Below are 14,177 nucleotides of genomic sequence, written 5' to 3'. Positions count from 1 at the left end.
CCTCAGGCCGCGGCCATGTTCGGTTCGGCCGCTGCACGGGTAAAACGCACGGCGATGGCGCACAGGGCCGAGATCACCACCAGCGCGCTGAGGATGATCAATGTCTGGCGGATGTCGCCCGTGCCCTTCATCAGGAAGCCGGCCGCCACGGCGCCCACGTTGCCGCCCGCGCCGATGATGCCGGCCACGCCGCCCAGCGCCTTGCTGTCGATGAAAGGCACCAGCGCGTAGGTGGCGCCGCACGCCATGTGGGTGAACAGGCCGAAGACCAGCATGGCGATGACGGCCCAGGTGACGCTGTCGACTTTGGCAAACCACAGCAGGCCCACGCCTTCGCCTATCATCAGCATGAACAGCAGGGTCACGCGGCTGTTCAAGTTGCCGCGCAGGGCCAGTTTATCGGACATCCAGCCGCCCAAAGCGCGGGCAAACAGGGCCAGCAAGCCAAAGCTGCCGGCGGCCAGGCCGGCCGATTTCAAGGACAAGCCGAAATGGTCGACGTAGTACACGGCGGCGATGTTGTGGATGAAAATCTCGATACCAAAGCAGGCGCCATAGGTGACGAACAGCAGCCACACGCGGTAGTTGGTGCTGGCCGCCTTAAAGCTGTCCCAGCCACCCTTCTTGCCACCTTCGATGGCGGTGCCTGCGGCGCGCAAGTCCGAGTAATTGCCTTCAGGGCAATCCTGCGTATAACGCCAGTAGAGAACGGCCATCACCAGCATCAGCACGCCCGGCACCAGCAGGGCCACGCGCCAGCCCAGCGATTCGGACACGCCCAGCATGACCACGGCACCGAGCAGCAGTGGCATCAGCGCCTGCGCCGCGCCGCCGCCCGCATTGCCCCAGCCGGCGGCGGCGGCATTCGCCGTACCGACAACGCGCGGAGCGAACATCACGGAGGTGTGATATTGCGTGATGACAAAGCTGGCGCCGACGGCGCCGATGCCCAGACGGAAGAACAGAAAGCTTTCATAGCTTTGCGACGCGGCCACGCCCAGCACGGGAATGGCGCCCAGCAGCAGCAAGCCCGTGTAAGTCTTGCGCGGGCCGTAGCGGTCGCACAATGGCCCGACGATCAGGCGCACGAGGATGGTGATAGCGACGGCCGCGATATTGATGTTGGCCACTTGCGCCAAGGAAAGGCCGAACTCGCCCTTGATGACAGGCATCAGGGGAGCGCAAGCGAACCAGGCGAAGAAACACACGAAAAATGCCATCCACGTCAGGTGGAATGCGCGCATGGGCGGCGTGGCGAGGGAGAAGAGCGCGATGCGCGTTGCTTTTTGGCTGGCCATGATAGGTTCCCGAAATATCCCGTTGATAAAACAAAACGGCGCCCGCCCCCGCCGATGAAAAATCAGCCTGGGCGGACGCCGTTGTCCATGTGGTCCGTCGTTGGACCGTTGTGCGTTTATTCAGGGGATCGCCGTTGATCCGTACCTTCTGTTTAGCAAGCGCCGTGCCAGCTTGTCTGACGGGCAAGCGGCACCATTCGCACTGGCTTTGCGCCAGATCATGGCCAATCACGGTGCAAGCACGCCACTTGCTGGTGCATGCGGGGAACCAGCGACGGCATTTCTTGTCTAAACTGCATCTGAAGCAGTAGCGGGAGGCCACGATGGTCAAGACACTGCAACGACGACGCCTAAGGCCACCTTGGTCGCCATGGATGGCATGTGCGTGCGCGGGTTTGTTGCTGATGACATGGAGTAACACTGCCGCCGCGCAAGAGACTAAGGAACACAGCGAGCTCGATGCCACCGTTGTCGCGCCCTTTCACGCCGCGCGCGGTGAGCGTGTCACGCAGGCGCGTACATTTGTCGTGCGGCTCACCTATCCCGACGAAGGCCGCAGCCATGCCGTGCGCTGGACCTTGACACTATCGGGTCCCGGCCCGCAAGGCGCCGTGCTGCGGCGCTGGTCGGGCACGGAACAGGTGGGGGCCAACGGCAAGAGCGTGAACCTGCCCTGGGATGGCCGCGCCGACGCCGATGCGCGCGAACGGAGGGTGCTGGCACAGGACGGCTTGTATCAGTTACGCCTGCTGGCGGTGGCCGATGCCGGCACGCCGCGGGAAGCGCAGGTGGAACAGCAGTGGCCCATCCAGGTGCAGCGCGGTGCAAGCACGGCGCCCATGGTGCGCGCCTTCCAGGCCGGCCTGCAGCAACTGCCCGGCCTGGAAGGCCAGCCCGGCTACCGCATCGTCTACGCCAACCTGCACAGCCAGACGCGCCACAGCGACGGCGGCGCGGCGCTCGACGCCTGCCATGGCGCGCAAGACCCGCAAACGGCGCCCTACGGCCCCATCGATGCCTATAAATATGCGCAAGAACACGGGCTCGACGTCCTGCTGACATCCGAGCACAACCATATGTACGACGGTTCGGACGGCACGAATAGCACTGCCACCCCTGCCGAAGCGATCGCGCTGTACCAGACGGGGCTGGCTGAAGCGGCCGCTTACACTGCCGCCCATCCCGGTTTCCTGGCCCTGTACGGCATGGAATGGGGCGTCATCAACAAGGGTGGCCACCTGAATATCATCAATAGCGAGCAGTTGCTGGGCTGGGAAAAAAATGCCGGCGGGGAACTGCTGGCCGACGTGGAGACGCCGAAGGGCGATTACGCGGGCCTGTACACGCTGATGCGCGAACGGGGCTGGATCGGGCAGTTCAACCATCCGGCCCAAACGGGCCAGTTTCTCGTCAATGAGCAGCCGCTCGGCTACACGCCGGACGGCGACGTGGCCATGGTGCTGTGCGAAGTCATGAATACGTCCGCGTTTTCCACGAACGACGCGGAAACGGAAACCCGGCGCAGCAATTACGAACCCGCCTGCAACCGGGCTCTGGCGGCCGGCTACCACGTGGCCTTCAGCAGCAACCAGGACAACCACTGCGCCAACTGGGGCGCGTCGTATGGCAACCGCACGGCCGTCCTGGTGGCCGGCCCGGCCGCCGGCACGCCCGTTTCACGCGACAGCTTCCTCGACGCGCTGCGCGCGCGCCGCGTCTACGCCACGATGGACAAGCATGCGCAATTACTGTTCACAGCCAATGGCAAGCTGATGGGAGAGCGCTTCGACAACCACGGTCCCTTGCGCCTGGCCACCAGCTTCAGCAACAGCGCCGGGCGCCAAGCGGCCGCCATCGCCATCTTCCACGGCGTGCCGGGCGGCAACGGCTCGGTCACACAAGTATCGGACCAGGCCGATCTCACCATCACGCCCGCGCCGGGCCCCCATTTCTATTACGCGCGGCTGACGCAGGATGACGGCAACATCGTCTGGTCGGCGCCCGTGTGGGTCAATCAGCTGCCGTGATGGCGACAGGGCGGGCGGAATGCAGGGCCATCAATTCGGCCACCCAGTCGATAAAGACGCGCAGTTTTTTGCTGACATGGCGGTTCGGCGGATAGGCGAGATAGAGCGGCATGGGATCGACCGTCCATGCTTCGAACAACGGCAGCAGCTCGCCCCTGGCCACGTGCGGGCGCGCCATATAATCGGGCAGCCACAGCACGCCCAGCCCCGCCACCCCGGCCGCCAGATAGGCGTTGCCGTCGTCGATCGACAACACATACTGGCCATGGATCTTCACGCTCTTGCCCTCGCGGTGCATCACATACGGAAAGCCGTTGCCGCTGCGTCCCCAGCGAAAGCGCACGATGCGGTGCGCGCTGTCCTGCAAGTCCAGCGGATGCAAGGGCGTGCCCACCCGTTGCAGGTAGGCCGGTGCCGCATACACGCCCAGTGGCAAGTTGGCGAGCTTGCGCGCCATCAGCGACTGGTCGGTGATGTCACCGCCGCGTATCACGCAATCGACATTGTCGGCGATCACGTCGACCATGCGGTCGCTGGCGCCCATGTCGAGCACGATATCGGGATACAGCGCATGAAACGTGGGCAGCGCCGGCACCAGCAGCAAGGCGGCAAGCGGACTGGGCACGTCCACCCGCAACTGGCCCCGTGGCAAGGCGGCGGCATGCGGCAAGCTCGTTTCGATTTCTTCCAGGGTATCGAGCACCTGCACGATGCGTTCGTAATAGGCCGCGCCATCGGCCGTCACATTGACCTTGCGCGTGGTGCGGTTCAGCAATTTCAGGCGCAGGCGCGCCTCGAGCTGCTGCACCAGTTGCGTCACCGTGGTGCGGCTCATGTACAAGGTCGCGGCTGCGCGCGTAAAACTGCCCGTCTCGACCACCCGCACGAACGCCTTCATCGCATCAAACCTGTCCATCCACGCCTCCGCCATTCGATTGTTTGGATTATACAAATAGTCCAGTCCGATCTGGCCGCTTTATCCGCAGGTTGGCAGCAGATAAAGTGTTCTCCAGGCAGCAACTTCGCTGTATCAATAAAGGAAAGCTGATGAAACGCGACGTCGTATTCCCTGCGGGCCGCCAAGCCCTGTATGAACAGAACCGCTATTCCCCTGCCGTGCGCGCCAATGGCCTGCTGTTTGTCTCGGGACAGGTCGGCAGCCGCGAAGATGGCACGCCCGAACCCGGGCTCGACGCCCAGGTCCGGCGCGCCTTCGACAACTTGAACGCCATCTTGCACGCCGCCGGCTGCACCTTCGACGACGTGCAGGACGTGACCATTTTTATCGTCGATCCACAATCGCACTTCCAGCGCATCTGGGATATCGTACAGACTGAGTATTGGGGCCAGGCACCGCACCCGACGGTCACGGCCGTTGGTGTGACGTGGCTGTATGGTTTCCAGTTCGAGATCAAGGTGGTGGCCAAGCTGCCGGGCTAGAACACGGCGTCCGCCAGCGTGCAGGGAAATGGCAGCAGGCTTTCCCTCGCACGATTGCCCGCCGCAAGGTGCGCTGGCACTGATCTATGGCAACATTGCGCAACCGACGCATGCCAGGAAACGCAATGAAACCAAAAGCGCTGATCATCGCCAATATTGAAGCGTACTTGCTGGAGCCGCTGAGCGCAGCGGGCTTCAAGTTCTCGCCTAGCCAGCTGACCTTCAAGCGCACGCAGAACGAATTCGTCCAGGCCATCCATTTCCAGGCCAACCGTCACAACGAAGAAGATGTCTGCGTGGCATTCTGGAGTCACTATCAAGTCTCGTCCAGATCCTATTCAACATGGCACACGGCGCGCTACGGCCGTGAACCTGTCAACAATATCGTTGGCGGCGTGGCGGACTGGAATATAAGAAACTGGCAATTCCCTATCCTCGATGGCAAGCAGGACAAAGAACACCAGCTCGTCGATCCGTCCCATCGGGCAACGGTCATGGCCTGCCTGCGGGACAATCTGCTGGAGTTGGCCGTCCCCTGGCTTGAGCGCCTGTCCAATTGGGAAAATGCGGCCCTGGCTCTCGTCGAAGCGCAAGAATCGCATGCGAGGGCCTGCGATTTTTATCTGATGGCGGGCAAGCAGGAAAAAGCCTTGTGGGCCTTGAACGAAGGCATTGCCTATTGGCAGAAAAATCCCGCAGCCTCTTTTCCGGAAGAAAAAGAAGAGATCGCTTTGCGGATGGAGAAATACGCCTATGCTTGACATCACGTGTCCCTACGATGGCGACTGCGGACGCCACTTCGACAGCAGCGCAATGGATGCCTCGGATGGCGCGTTCTTGAAAACGGCCATCGGCAAAAGAATGACCTTCATGTTCCTGCACTGCCCCGCATGTGCAAGGATGTTTCAGTTCAATCCAGTCGCCTGGACAGCGCAGACGTGCGAAGCCGTCGCGCCCAAGGCCGCCCGGCCAGGGAAGAAAAGCGGCAAGCAGCTGGAAAAATTGCTGGCCAGGGAAAAAGTGGTCCTGCCCCAGGCCTATCTCGCTCACCTCCGCAGCGCAAAGCCACGTCCCGACGTGGCGATCTTCAGGGATGAAGCCCCCTTCACGCTGTACAGCCTGGACGCGTTGTGCAAAGAGGTCAATGTGGATGGAACAAGCTATCTGGCAGTCAGGCAACTGGCTGGCTTTGCGCAGGCGCTGGCAGAAGCGGCGGGAACGGGGTCGAAGCAGGCTGCACCGTTCAGTCCTGCCGAGCTGGCTGAGTGCCTGGCCATCGGCGAGGAAAACACGCGCATCCTGTTCATCGACAGCCGCGACAACGATGCCTTATGGATTTATCACTGCGACGGCGGCGATGTCGAACAGACGCGGCTCACCGTGACCTCGCTGATGGGGCCTGGCGTATCCTGAAGGGGGCAGTACGCCGCAGATTCTGCGGCCAGCTTCCATTCCAGCAAACAATATTGGAAAAGTAATTATTTTTTAAGTAGCCGTCCATAGACACTGGTTCCTCGCAGCAATCCATGGCACCATGGCTGCGCCGTTTTGCCTGCAACGCGGCCTCCATCGGACCAACCAGGAACCCTATATGTCGTCATATCGCACCTTCGCCGGCAGCATGCTGCTCGGCCTGGCCGCAGCGGGCATCGCCCATGCACAAGCACCCGCGCCTGCCTCCTCCACCGCTCCGGCCGATCCCCATTTGTGGCTGGAAGAAGTCCTCGGCGACAAGCCGCTGGCCTGGGTCAAGCAGCACAATGCCGTCAGCACCAGGGAATTGGAAGCCCAGCCCGGCTTCCCCGCCCTGCAGGCGCGCCTGAAAACCATCCTCAACTCGAAGGAACGCATTCCCTACGTCAGCAAGGAAGGCGAGTTTTACTATAATTTCTGGCGCGACGCCCAGCACGTGCGCGGCATCTGGCGCCGCACGACCCTGGCGCAATACCAGCTGGCCGAACCTGTCTGGGAAACCGTGATCGACCTTGACCAGCTGGCCGCCGGCGAGAGTGAAAACTGGGTCTGGGGCGGCGCCTCTTGCCTGTATCCGAAAGGCGAACGCTGCCTCATTTCCCTGTCGCGCGGCGGCGGCGACGCCAAGGTGGTGCGCGAATACGACGTGGCCAAGCGCGCCTTCGTCGAGGGCGGCTTCACCTTGCCCGAAGCGAAGGGCAGCACCAGCTGGATCGACCAGGATACCCTGTTCGTGTCCACCGATTTCGGCCCCGGTTCGATGACCAGCTCGGGCTACCCGCGCATCATCAAGCAGTGGCAGCGCGGCACGCCGCTGGCGCAGGCGAAAACGCTGTATGAAGCCAAGCCCGACGACCTGAGCGCCAGCGCCTACAAGGATTTCACGCCAGGCCACGAACATCAATTTATCGAGCGGCAAATCGATTTCTACAGCGGCGAGATGTTCCTGCGCGACGGCGCCGAGTTGAAGAAAGTGCCGAAGCCGGACGACGCTACGGCCTTCACCGTGCGCGACCAGCTGGTCATCACCTTGCGCTCGGACTGGAAAGTCAACGGCAAGACCTACCTGCAAGGCTCCTTGCTGGCCACCGACTTCAAGGCCTTCATGCAGGGCAAGCAGGAGCTGGAAGTGCTGTATGCGCCCACGGCCACGTCGTCGCTGGACAATGTGACGGCGACCAAGTCCGCCATCCTCGTCACCACCCTGGACAAGGTCAAGAACCGCCTGACGGAACTGCGTCATGTGAACGGCAAGTGGCAGCGCCGCGCCGTCGATGCGCCGAAGCTGGGCACCCTGGCCGTCAGCGCGCTCGACTCCGTCGACTCGGACCAGTACTTCCTGACGATGACCGACTTCCTCAACCCGACCACCCTTTACCTGGCCACGGCGCAAAGCGACAAGCGCACGAAAATCAAGTCGCTACCCGCCTACTACGACGCCACGCCATACAAGGTGGAGCAGTTCGAATCGACGTCGAAGGATGGCACCAAGGTGCCGTATTTCGCCATCATGGGCAAGAAGACGAAATTCGACGGCAGCAACCCCACCGTGCTGTATGGCTACGGCGGCTTTGAAGTGTCGCTCAAACCGAGCTACAGCGGCACCACCGGCGTGGCGTGGCTGGAAAAGGGTGGCGTGTATGTGCTGGCGAACATCCGCGGCGGCGGCGAGTTCGGTCCCCGCTGGCACCAGGCGGCGCTGAAGGAAAACCGCCAGCGCGCGTATGACGACTTCATCTCGGTGGCGCAAGACCTGATCAAGCGCAAGGTCACCAGCCCGCGCCACCTGGGCATCATGGGCGGCAGCAATGGCGGCCTGCTGACGGGCGCCGTACTGGTGCAGCGTCCCGATTTGTTCAACGCCGTCGTCAGCCAGGTGCCGCTGCTCGACATGCGCCGCTATAACAAGATGCTGGCGGGCGCCTCGTGGATGGGAGAGTACGGCGACCCGGATGTGCCGGAACAATGGGCTTACATCAGCAAGTATTCGCCGTACCAGAACGTCTTCAAGGACAAGAAATATCCGCGCGTGCTGTTTACCACCTCGACGCGCGACGACCGGGTCCACCCTGGCCATGCGCGCAAGATGGTGGCGAAGATGGAAGAGCAAGGCCACGACGTGCTGTACTGGGAAAACACGGAGGGCGGCCATGCGGGCGCCGCCAACAACGACCAGCAGGCGCTGATGTGGGCGTTGACCTACACCTTCCTGTGGGAGCAGCTGAAGTAATGTGGTGGTGTCGGATTACGCGCTCACGCGCCTCGGCGGCCCCGCTAATCCGACCTACGCGGCATGTCGGTCCCCAAGGCCGTAGGTCGGGTTAGCCCAGCGGGCGTAACCCGACAAACATTGTTGACGTGGGCCGGTAGCAAAATATCCTTACTTCGCCTGCGCGCTGGGGCGTTCCGCGATGCGGTCGCGGTAGGCCTGCAGGTTGGCCAAGCCTTCCGCGCCGGGCCGGTACTTCATCAGGCCACGCACGAATTCCAGCGCACAGAAAGCCGTGATGTCTGCAATCGTAAACCGGTTGCCGGCGATGTACGGCTGGTGAGCCAGCACCTGGTCCAGCCATTGCGCCGTCTCGCGCAGCTTGCCCGCCTGCGCCGTGGCGAAATCGGGAAACTGCGGGTTTTCCAGCGCCACCAGGGCCGGATGGCCGTGGCGCACCCAGTTGGCGGCTGCGCTGAACAAATGCAGTTCCACGCGGCGGTCTGCCATTTCAATGAACGCGCGCTCCTCGAAACCTTCTCCCATCAGGTTCGGCTGCGGCTGCAAGCCCTCCAGGTAAGTGCAGATGGCGCGGGTCTCGGTCAGCACGCGCCCGTCGTCCAGTTCCAGCACGGGCACGCGGCCCAGCGGGTTTTTCGCCAGGAAGGCAGGGTCGCGGTGATGGCCCGCCATCAGGTCGAGCGCCACTTCCTCGATGCCGGTGATGCCCTTCTCGGCGATGAACATGGTGACGCGGCGCGGATTGGGCGTGCGGGGGCTGATAATCAGTTTCATATGCTTGGGTCTCGTCTTGTTATGTTGGCGGGCGCGGCTGCGGGACAGGTCTGCGGCAGTACAGTCAGGCACCCATCATACCAGCGCACTGCCATGGTGCGGCGCCCCTGGCGCGTTGACTTTGCCCCCGTTTCGCCTTAGATTGCTGTACGGGAACGCTGGCCGCCAGTTCCAGCGATGTCCCCCACACGTCATCAACGCCCGCAGCCCATCCGGCTGGCGGGCGTTTTATCCATGAAACTAGGGCATACCATGCATCGCACACCGACTCCGCGCTTCCGCCGCAGCCAACTGGCCGCCGCCGTCCTGGCACTGGCTTCCATCACCGCCGCCCATGCGGGCCACGCCGCACCCGCCAGCAGATACGCCTCGGCCAGCCACGCCGCTACGACCACCACGCAGTTGCCGCGCGGCGTCACGCCTTTGCACTATGCGCTGTCGATCACGCCGGACGCCGCCGCCTCCACCTTCAAGGGCGCAGCCGCCATCAAGGTCGCCGTCGACGCGCCGACCGCCAGCATCACCTTCAACGCCTTGAACCTGGAGTTTGCCGCTGCCGCCATCGAAGGCGCGGGCGGCGGCAAGCAGGTGACGCGCAAGATCGATTTCGATGCGGACAAGCAGACGGCCACCGTGCATTTCGCCCAGCCGCTGGCCAAGGGCGAGTACCTGTTGCGCATCGACTACAGCGGCAAGATCGGCACGCAGGCCACGGGCCTGTTCTCGCTCGACTACGACACGCCGCAGGGCCGCCAGCGCGCGCTGTACACGCAGTTCGAAAATTCCGACGCGCGCAGCATGCTGCCGTCATGGGATGAACCGGACTACAAGGCCACCTTCGCGCTGGACGTGATCGTCCCGAGCAGCCAGATGGCCGTCGGTAACATGCCGGTCGCCAGCAGCGAGGACCTGGGCAATGGCACCAAGCACGTGCGCTTCGCTACCACACCGCGCATGTCGACCTACCTGCTGTTCTTCGGCCTGGGCGACTTCGAGCGGGCCACGGCCATGAGCGACGGCACGGAAATAGGCGTCATCACGAAGAAGGGCGCGCTGGCGCAAAGCCGCTTCGCGCTCGACGAGTCGGCCGCCCTGCTGCGCGAATACAACGATTATTTCGGCGTGCGCTACCCGCTGCCCAAGCTCGACAACATCGCCGCGCCGGGCCGCAGCCAGTTCTTCGGCGCCATGGAAAACTGGGGCGCCGTGTTCACTTTTGAGTATGGCCTGCTGCTCGACCCGGCCATCTCGACCCAGGCCGACAAGGAAAACATCTACACCACCCTGTCGCATGAAATGGCGCACCAGTGGTTCGGCGACCTCGTCACCATGCGCTGGTGGGACGACCTGTGGCTCAACGAAGGTTTCGCCTCGTGGATGGAAGGCCGCACCACGGAGCGTTTGCACCCTGAATGGAACACGGCCCTGTCCAGCGTCGGCGGGCGCGAGTCGGCCATGAGCCAGGATGCGCTGCGCACCACGCACCCCGTGGTGCAGCGCATCGCCACCGTGGAGCAGGCCAGCCAGGCGTTCGACGGCATCACCTATCAAAAAGGCGAAGCCGTGATCCGCATGCTCGAAGCGTATGTGGGCGCCGATACGTGGCGCACGGCCGTGCGCAACTACATGCGCAAGCATGCGTATGGCAATACCGTATCCGACGACCTGTGGCGCGAAGTCGATGCGGCCGCGGGCAAGCCTGTCAGCGCCATCGCCCATGATTTCACCCTGCAGCCGGGCGTGCCAATGATCACGGTGGGCGAGACCTTATGCAAAAACGGCAATACGCGCGTGCGCTTGACGCAGACGGAATTTTCCAAGGACCAGCCGAATAAGAGACCGCTGTCGTGGAAAGTGCCCGTGATCGCGTCGACGGTCGGCAACGGCAAGCTGGCCAAGGTGGTGCTCAAGGATGGCAAGGCCACCCTGAACGTGCCCGGCTGCGGCGCCCTGCTCGTGAACGCGGGCCAGAGCGGCTACTACCGTACCGTGTACGCGCCGGCCAACACGCGCGCGCTGGCGGGCAGCTTTGCGCGCCTGGCGCCGATCGACCAGCTGGGCTTGCTGGCGGACAGCCAGTCGCTGGGCCTGGCCGGTGCGCAAAACCTGGCCGACTTCCTGGAACTGGTGAAGGCGACGCCGCTGTCGGCCGATCCGCAGGTGCTGGGCAAGGTAGCCGCTTCCCTGGGCAGCCTGTACGAACAGTATGCCGGTGATGCCGTTCGCCAGCAGGCTTTCGGCCGCTTCGCCGTGGCGCGCCTGGCGCCGATGATGGCGCAGACGGGCTGGGAAGCGCGCGCGGGTGAAGCATCGAGCGTGGCGACCTTGCGCGGACACCTGATCGCCATCCTCGGCGACATGGGCGAACCGGGCGTGATCGCGGAAGCGCGCCGCCGTTACGCGGCCAACGAACAAGATCCCGCCGCCATGCCCGCGCCATTGCGCCGTACCATCCTGGGCGTGGTGGCGCAGCATGCGGACGCCGCCACCTGGGAGCAGCTGCACGCCAAGGCGCGGCAGGAAAAGACGCCGCTGGTCAAGAATCAGCTGTACGACTTGCTGGCCTCGACCGACGATCCCGCACTGGCGCAGCGCGCATTGGCGCTGGCACTGACGGATGAACCGGGCGTGACGAACAGCCCTGCCATGATCTCGCGCGTGTCGCGCTCGCATCCGGAACTGGCCTTCGACTTCGCGCTGGCGCACCTGGAGCAAGTCAATGCGCGCATCGACGCCAGCTCGCGCAGCCGCTATTTCCCGCGTCTGGCCGCCGGTTCGGCTCAGCCGGACATGATCGCCAAGCTGGAAGCGTACGCGCAAGCGAACCTGCCGGCCAGCGCGCGCGGCGACGCCGACAGCTCGGTGGCCGGTATCAAGTACCGCATCAAGGTGCGCGCCGAGCGCCTGCCGGCAGTCGATGCGTGGCTGGCGAAACAGGCGGGCTAAGTAATTGGCATCCCGACCCTGGTGCCGGGAACTGATGAAAACGCAGGCAAAAAAAACCGGCTTCGCAAAGTGCGGTAGCCGGTTGAAACGCTGTTTCAGAGCGCAGGGATAAAACGGGAAAACACATGAAAAAGTGGAAATCGTGCCGGTCATTGAGGTGTCCGGCAACCTTGCGCTCGGGGTTTCCGTGCGCCATGTATCCACTATGCCAGCCCTTCGTTGAGACAGGCTTAGGACTTCATTAAATCCCCGCCCGTTTCCCGTATTTCCCCTGCCCCGCCCTGCAATCATTGCCATAAAACAAATTTTACATGTCTGGTGCCGATGGTTGAGCTCACCGGCTAAGCTGTTGAGTCATGCCTGCATCCTATCGCTCCCGGAGCGTAGTGATCTGCGCATCGCATGCTGTGTGCCAACAAAAGCATCATAACAGCGTCATATGACCGCCATATGACCTAGCTCTAACATTGCACGCGCACCTCCGCGCGGATCGCGTACTATTCCCCCATCGCCCATCGCCCTTGTTCCATCTATTCCATCTGCCCCATGCCCAGCCAGAATCTTCGCACCGTTTTCCTGCTTGCCTGCGCCTTGCTGGCGTCCTGCACACCCCTGCCGCCCGCGCCTGCCCCGGCTTCCGCGCCGGCTACCCCTGCCGCGATGCCCGCGCCCGCGTGGCAGCGGCAGGGCGTGCAGCTGCTGCACATCGCGCCCGACGAATCCCTGCTGACCATCACCGTGCGGCGCGGCGGTGCGCTGGCGCGGCTCGGGCATGACCACGTGGTGGCCAGCCGCAGCCTGCAGGGCGTCGTTGCGCCCGCGCTGGGGCGCGCGCAATTCCGCTTCCGGCTTGACGAGATGAGCGTGGATGAAGAAAGCCTGCGCCAGGCGGCCGGTTTGACGACGACGCCGTCGGCCGACGCCATCGCCGGCACGCGCCACAATATGCTGGTGCGCGTGCTCGAGGCGGAACGCTATCCGTGGGTCAGCATCGCCGCGCGCCGCACGGGCAACAAGCAGGTGTTTGATGCCGACATCACGCTGCATGGCGTGACGCGCACGGTGCAGCTGCCGGTGCGGGTCGAGCAAGCGGCCGATGGACGCCGCCTGCAGGCCAGCGGCAGCCTGCTGCTGAAACAGAGCGACTTCGGCATCGTGCCGTTCGCCGTCCTGGGCGGCGCCATGGCCGTGCAGGATCAGATGGAACTGGCGTTCCGCATTACCGCCCGGCAAGAACTCAGCGTGCCAGGATCAATCGCAAGCCCAGGCCGATGAAGATGGTGCCGGCCACCCGGTCCAGCCACAGGCCGGCGCGCGGGCGGCGGTTCAGCCACAGGCCGACGGCGCCGGAAAAATAGCCGAGCAGGCCGAACAGCACGCACGCCTGCGCCGTGAAGACCAGGCCCAGCTGCGCCGTCTGCCAGCTGGCATTGCCTTGGCCAGCGACGATGAACTGCGGCAGGAACGACAGGAAAAACAGCACGACTTTCGGATTGATACTGTTGGCAAACAGTCCCTTGCCGAACAGGCGCAGCAAGGATTCGTCGGGCAAGGCCGCCGCGCCATCGACTCTGGCGCCGCCACGGCTGCGCAAGGCGCCGATGCCCAGCCACACGAGATATAGCCCGCCGGCCACTTTGAGCGCCGTAAATGCCGTGGGCGAGGCGGCCAGCAGGGCCGACACGCCGATGGTCGCCAGCACCGTGTGCGTGAGGCAGCCAAGGGCGCAACCGAGGCCGAACGCCATGCCCTGGCGGCGTCCGCGCGACATGCCCACGCCCAGCACCATCAGGTTGTCGGGACCGGGGCTGGCGGTGATCAACACGGCGGCGGCCAGGAAGGCCAGGAACTGGTCGGGACTGAGCATGAATATCTCGCGGGCAAAGGCGCCATGATACCGGAGCTGGCGTCAGGCGGACAGGACATGAAATTGCCCGTGTGTCACCGAGAGTCGATTAAAATGGGCACTCCAATGCAAACGGCGTTGCC

General features: G+C 63.7%; 11 protein-coding genes. 7 read left to right on the top strand and 4 right to left on the bottom strand.

All coding sequences use genetic code 11. The features are described from left to right. Positions 1 to 2: 2 nt before the first annotated feature. Positions 3 to 1,298, bottom strand: coding sequence for an MFS transporter (locus V3C40_RS00055; RefSeq protein ID WP_034754948.1), 1,296 nt, complete (start codon positions 1,296 to 1,298; stop codon positions 3 to 5). A 404-nt stretch (positions 1,299 to 1,702) separates the two neighbouring features. On the opposite strand from V3C40_RS00055, the gene V3C40_RS00050 reads away from it, so the two are divergent. Next, positions 1,703 to 3,325 carry a CehA/McbA family metallohydrolase gene (locus tag V3C40_RS00050; protein WP_331776101.1) on the top strand — a complete coding sequence of 541 codons (1,623 nt, stop codon included), beginning with the start codon at positions 1,703 to 1,705 and terminating at the stop codon, positions 3,323 to 3,325. On the opposite strand, the gene V3C40_RS00045 is transcribed toward V3C40_RS00050, so the two are convergent. Further along, positions 3,309 to 4,241 carry a LysR family transcriptional regulator gene (locus V3C40_RS00045; RefSeq protein ID WP_331776100.1) on the bottom strand — a complete coding sequence of 311 codons (933 nt, stop codon included), beginning with the start codon at positions 4,239 to 4,241 and terminating at the stop codon, positions 3,309 to 3,311. The genes V3C40_RS00050 and V3C40_RS00045 overlap by 17 nt on opposite strands. Before the next feature lie 128 nt (positions 4,242 to 4,369). On the opposite strand from V3C40_RS00045, the gene V3C40_RS00040 reads away from it, so the two are divergent. The 4 genes from V3C40_RS00040 to V3C40_RS00025 all read left to right on the top strand — a co-directional run bounded on the left by V3C40_RS00040 (position 4,370) and on the right by V3C40_RS00025 (position 8,468). After that, positions 4,370 to 4,765, top strand: a complete 396-nt coding sequence (locus V3C40_RS00040; RefSeq protein ID WP_331776837.1) for a RidA family protein — start codon at positions 4,370 to 4,372, stop codon at positions 4,763 to 4,765. Positions 4,766 to 4,890: 125 nt separating this feature from the next. Beyond that, the gene (locus tag V3C40_RS00035) at positions 4,891 to 5,526 is read left to right on the top strand and encodes a DUF4304 domain-containing protein (RefSeq protein WP_331776099.1); all 636 of its coding nucleotides are present in this window, start codon (positions 4,891 to 4,893) and stop codon (positions 5,524 to 5,526) included. Beyond that, positions 5,519 to 6,178, top strand: a complete 660-nt coding sequence (locus V3C40_RS00030; protein ID WP_331776098.1) for a hypothetical protein — start codon at positions 5,519 to 5,521, stop codon at positions 6,176 to 6,178. The genes V3C40_RS00035 and V3C40_RS00030 overlap by 8 nt, the downstream gene beginning before the upstream one ends. A 178-nt stretch (positions 6,179 to 6,356) precedes the next feature. Next, a complete protein-coding gene (locus tag V3C40_RS00025; protein WP_331776097.1) occupies positions 6,357 to 8,468 on the top strand; it encodes a prolyl oligopeptidase family serine peptidase in 2,112 nt (703 codons plus the stop codon). Between the two features lie 150 nt (positions 8,469 to 8,618). Here the strand turns inward: V3C40_RS00025 and V3C40_RS00020 are convergent, their stop codons facing one another. After that, a complete protein-coding gene (locus V3C40_RS00020) occupies positions 8,619 to 9,242 on the bottom strand; it encodes a glutathione S-transferase family protein (protein ID WP_331776096.1) in 624 nt (207 codons plus the stop codon). Positions 9,243 to 9,494: 252 nt separating this feature from the next. Between V3C40_RS00020 and V3C40_RS00015 the strand changes: the two genes are divergently transcribed. Both V3C40_RS00015 and V3C40_RS00010 read left to right on the top strand, forming a co-directional pair. Next, a complete protein-coding gene (locus V3C40_RS00015; RefSeq protein ID WP_331776095.1) occupies positions 9,495 to 12,188 on the top strand; it encodes a M1 family metallopeptidase in 2,694 nt (897 codons plus the stop codon). A 546-nt stretch (positions 12,189 to 12,734) separates the two neighbouring features. Continuing rightward, a complete protein-coding gene (locus V3C40_RS00010; RefSeq protein ID WP_331776094.1) occupies positions 12,735 to 13,463 on the top strand; it encodes a YceI family protein in 729 nt (242 codons plus the stop codon). Here V3C40_RS00010 and V3C40_RS00005 read toward each other — a convergent pair. Continuing rightward, the gene (locus V3C40_RS00005; protein ID WP_034754929.1) at positions 13,426 to 14,055 is read right to left on the bottom strand and encodes a LysE family translocator; all 630 of its coding nucleotides are present in this window, start codon (positions 14,053 to 14,055) and stop codon (positions 13,426 to 13,428) included. The two genes, V3C40_RS00010 and V3C40_RS00005, sit on opposite strands and share 38 nt — an antisense overlap. Positions 14,056 to 14,177 lie beyond the last annotated feature (122 nt).

It is taken from the genome of Janthinobacterium sp. LS2A (assembly GCF_036543145.1).
Taxonomy (GTDB): domain Bacteria; phylum Pseudomonadota; class Gammaproteobacteria; order Burkholderiales; family Burkholderiaceae_D; genus Janthinobacterium; species Janthinobacterium aestuarii.
The sequence above is the reverse complement of the archived record's forward strand: the minus strand, read 5'-3'. Positions and strand labels throughout refer to the sequence as shown.

Coding starts and splice junctions, on each gene's coding strand:
- V3C40_RS00055 (WP_034754948.1), bottom strand. CDS start 1,298: ATGGCCAGCCAAAAAGCAACGCGCATCGCGCTCTTCTCCCTCGCCACG.
- V3C40_RS00050 (WP_331776101.1), top strand. CDS start 1,703: ATGACATGGAGTAACACTGCCGCCGCGCAAGAGACTAAGGAACACAGC.
- V3C40_RS00045 (WP_331776100.1), bottom strand. CDS start 4,241: ATGGACAGGTTTGATGCGATGAAGGCGTTCGTGCGGGTGGTCGAGACG.
- V3C40_RS00035 (WP_331776099.1), top strand. CDS start 4,891: ATGAAACCAAAAGCGCTGATCATCGCCAATATTGAAGCGTACTTGCTG.
- V3C40_RS00030 (WP_331776098.1), top strand. CDS start 5,519: ATGCTTGACATCACGTGTCCCTACGATGGCGACTGCGGACGCCACTTC.
- V3C40_RS00025 (WP_331776097.1), top strand. CDS start 6,357: ATGTCGTCATATCGCACCTTCGCCGGCAGCATGCTGCTCGGCCTGGCC.
- V3C40_RS00020 (WP_331776096.1), bottom strand. CDS start 9,242: ATGAAACTGATTATCAGCCCCCGCACGCCCAATCCGCGCCGCGTCACC.
- V3C40_RS00015 (WP_331776095.1), top strand. CDS start 9,495: ATGCATCGCACACCGACTCCGCGCTTCCGCCGCAGCCAACTGGCCGCC.
- V3C40_RS00010 (WP_331776094.1), top strand. CDS start 12,735: ATGCCCAGCCAGAATCTTCGCACCGTTTTCCTGCTTGCCTGCGCCTTG.
- V3C40_RS00005 (WP_034754929.1), bottom strand. CDS start 14,055: ATGCTCAGTCCCGACCAGTTCCTGGCCTTCCTGGCCGCCGCCGTGTTG.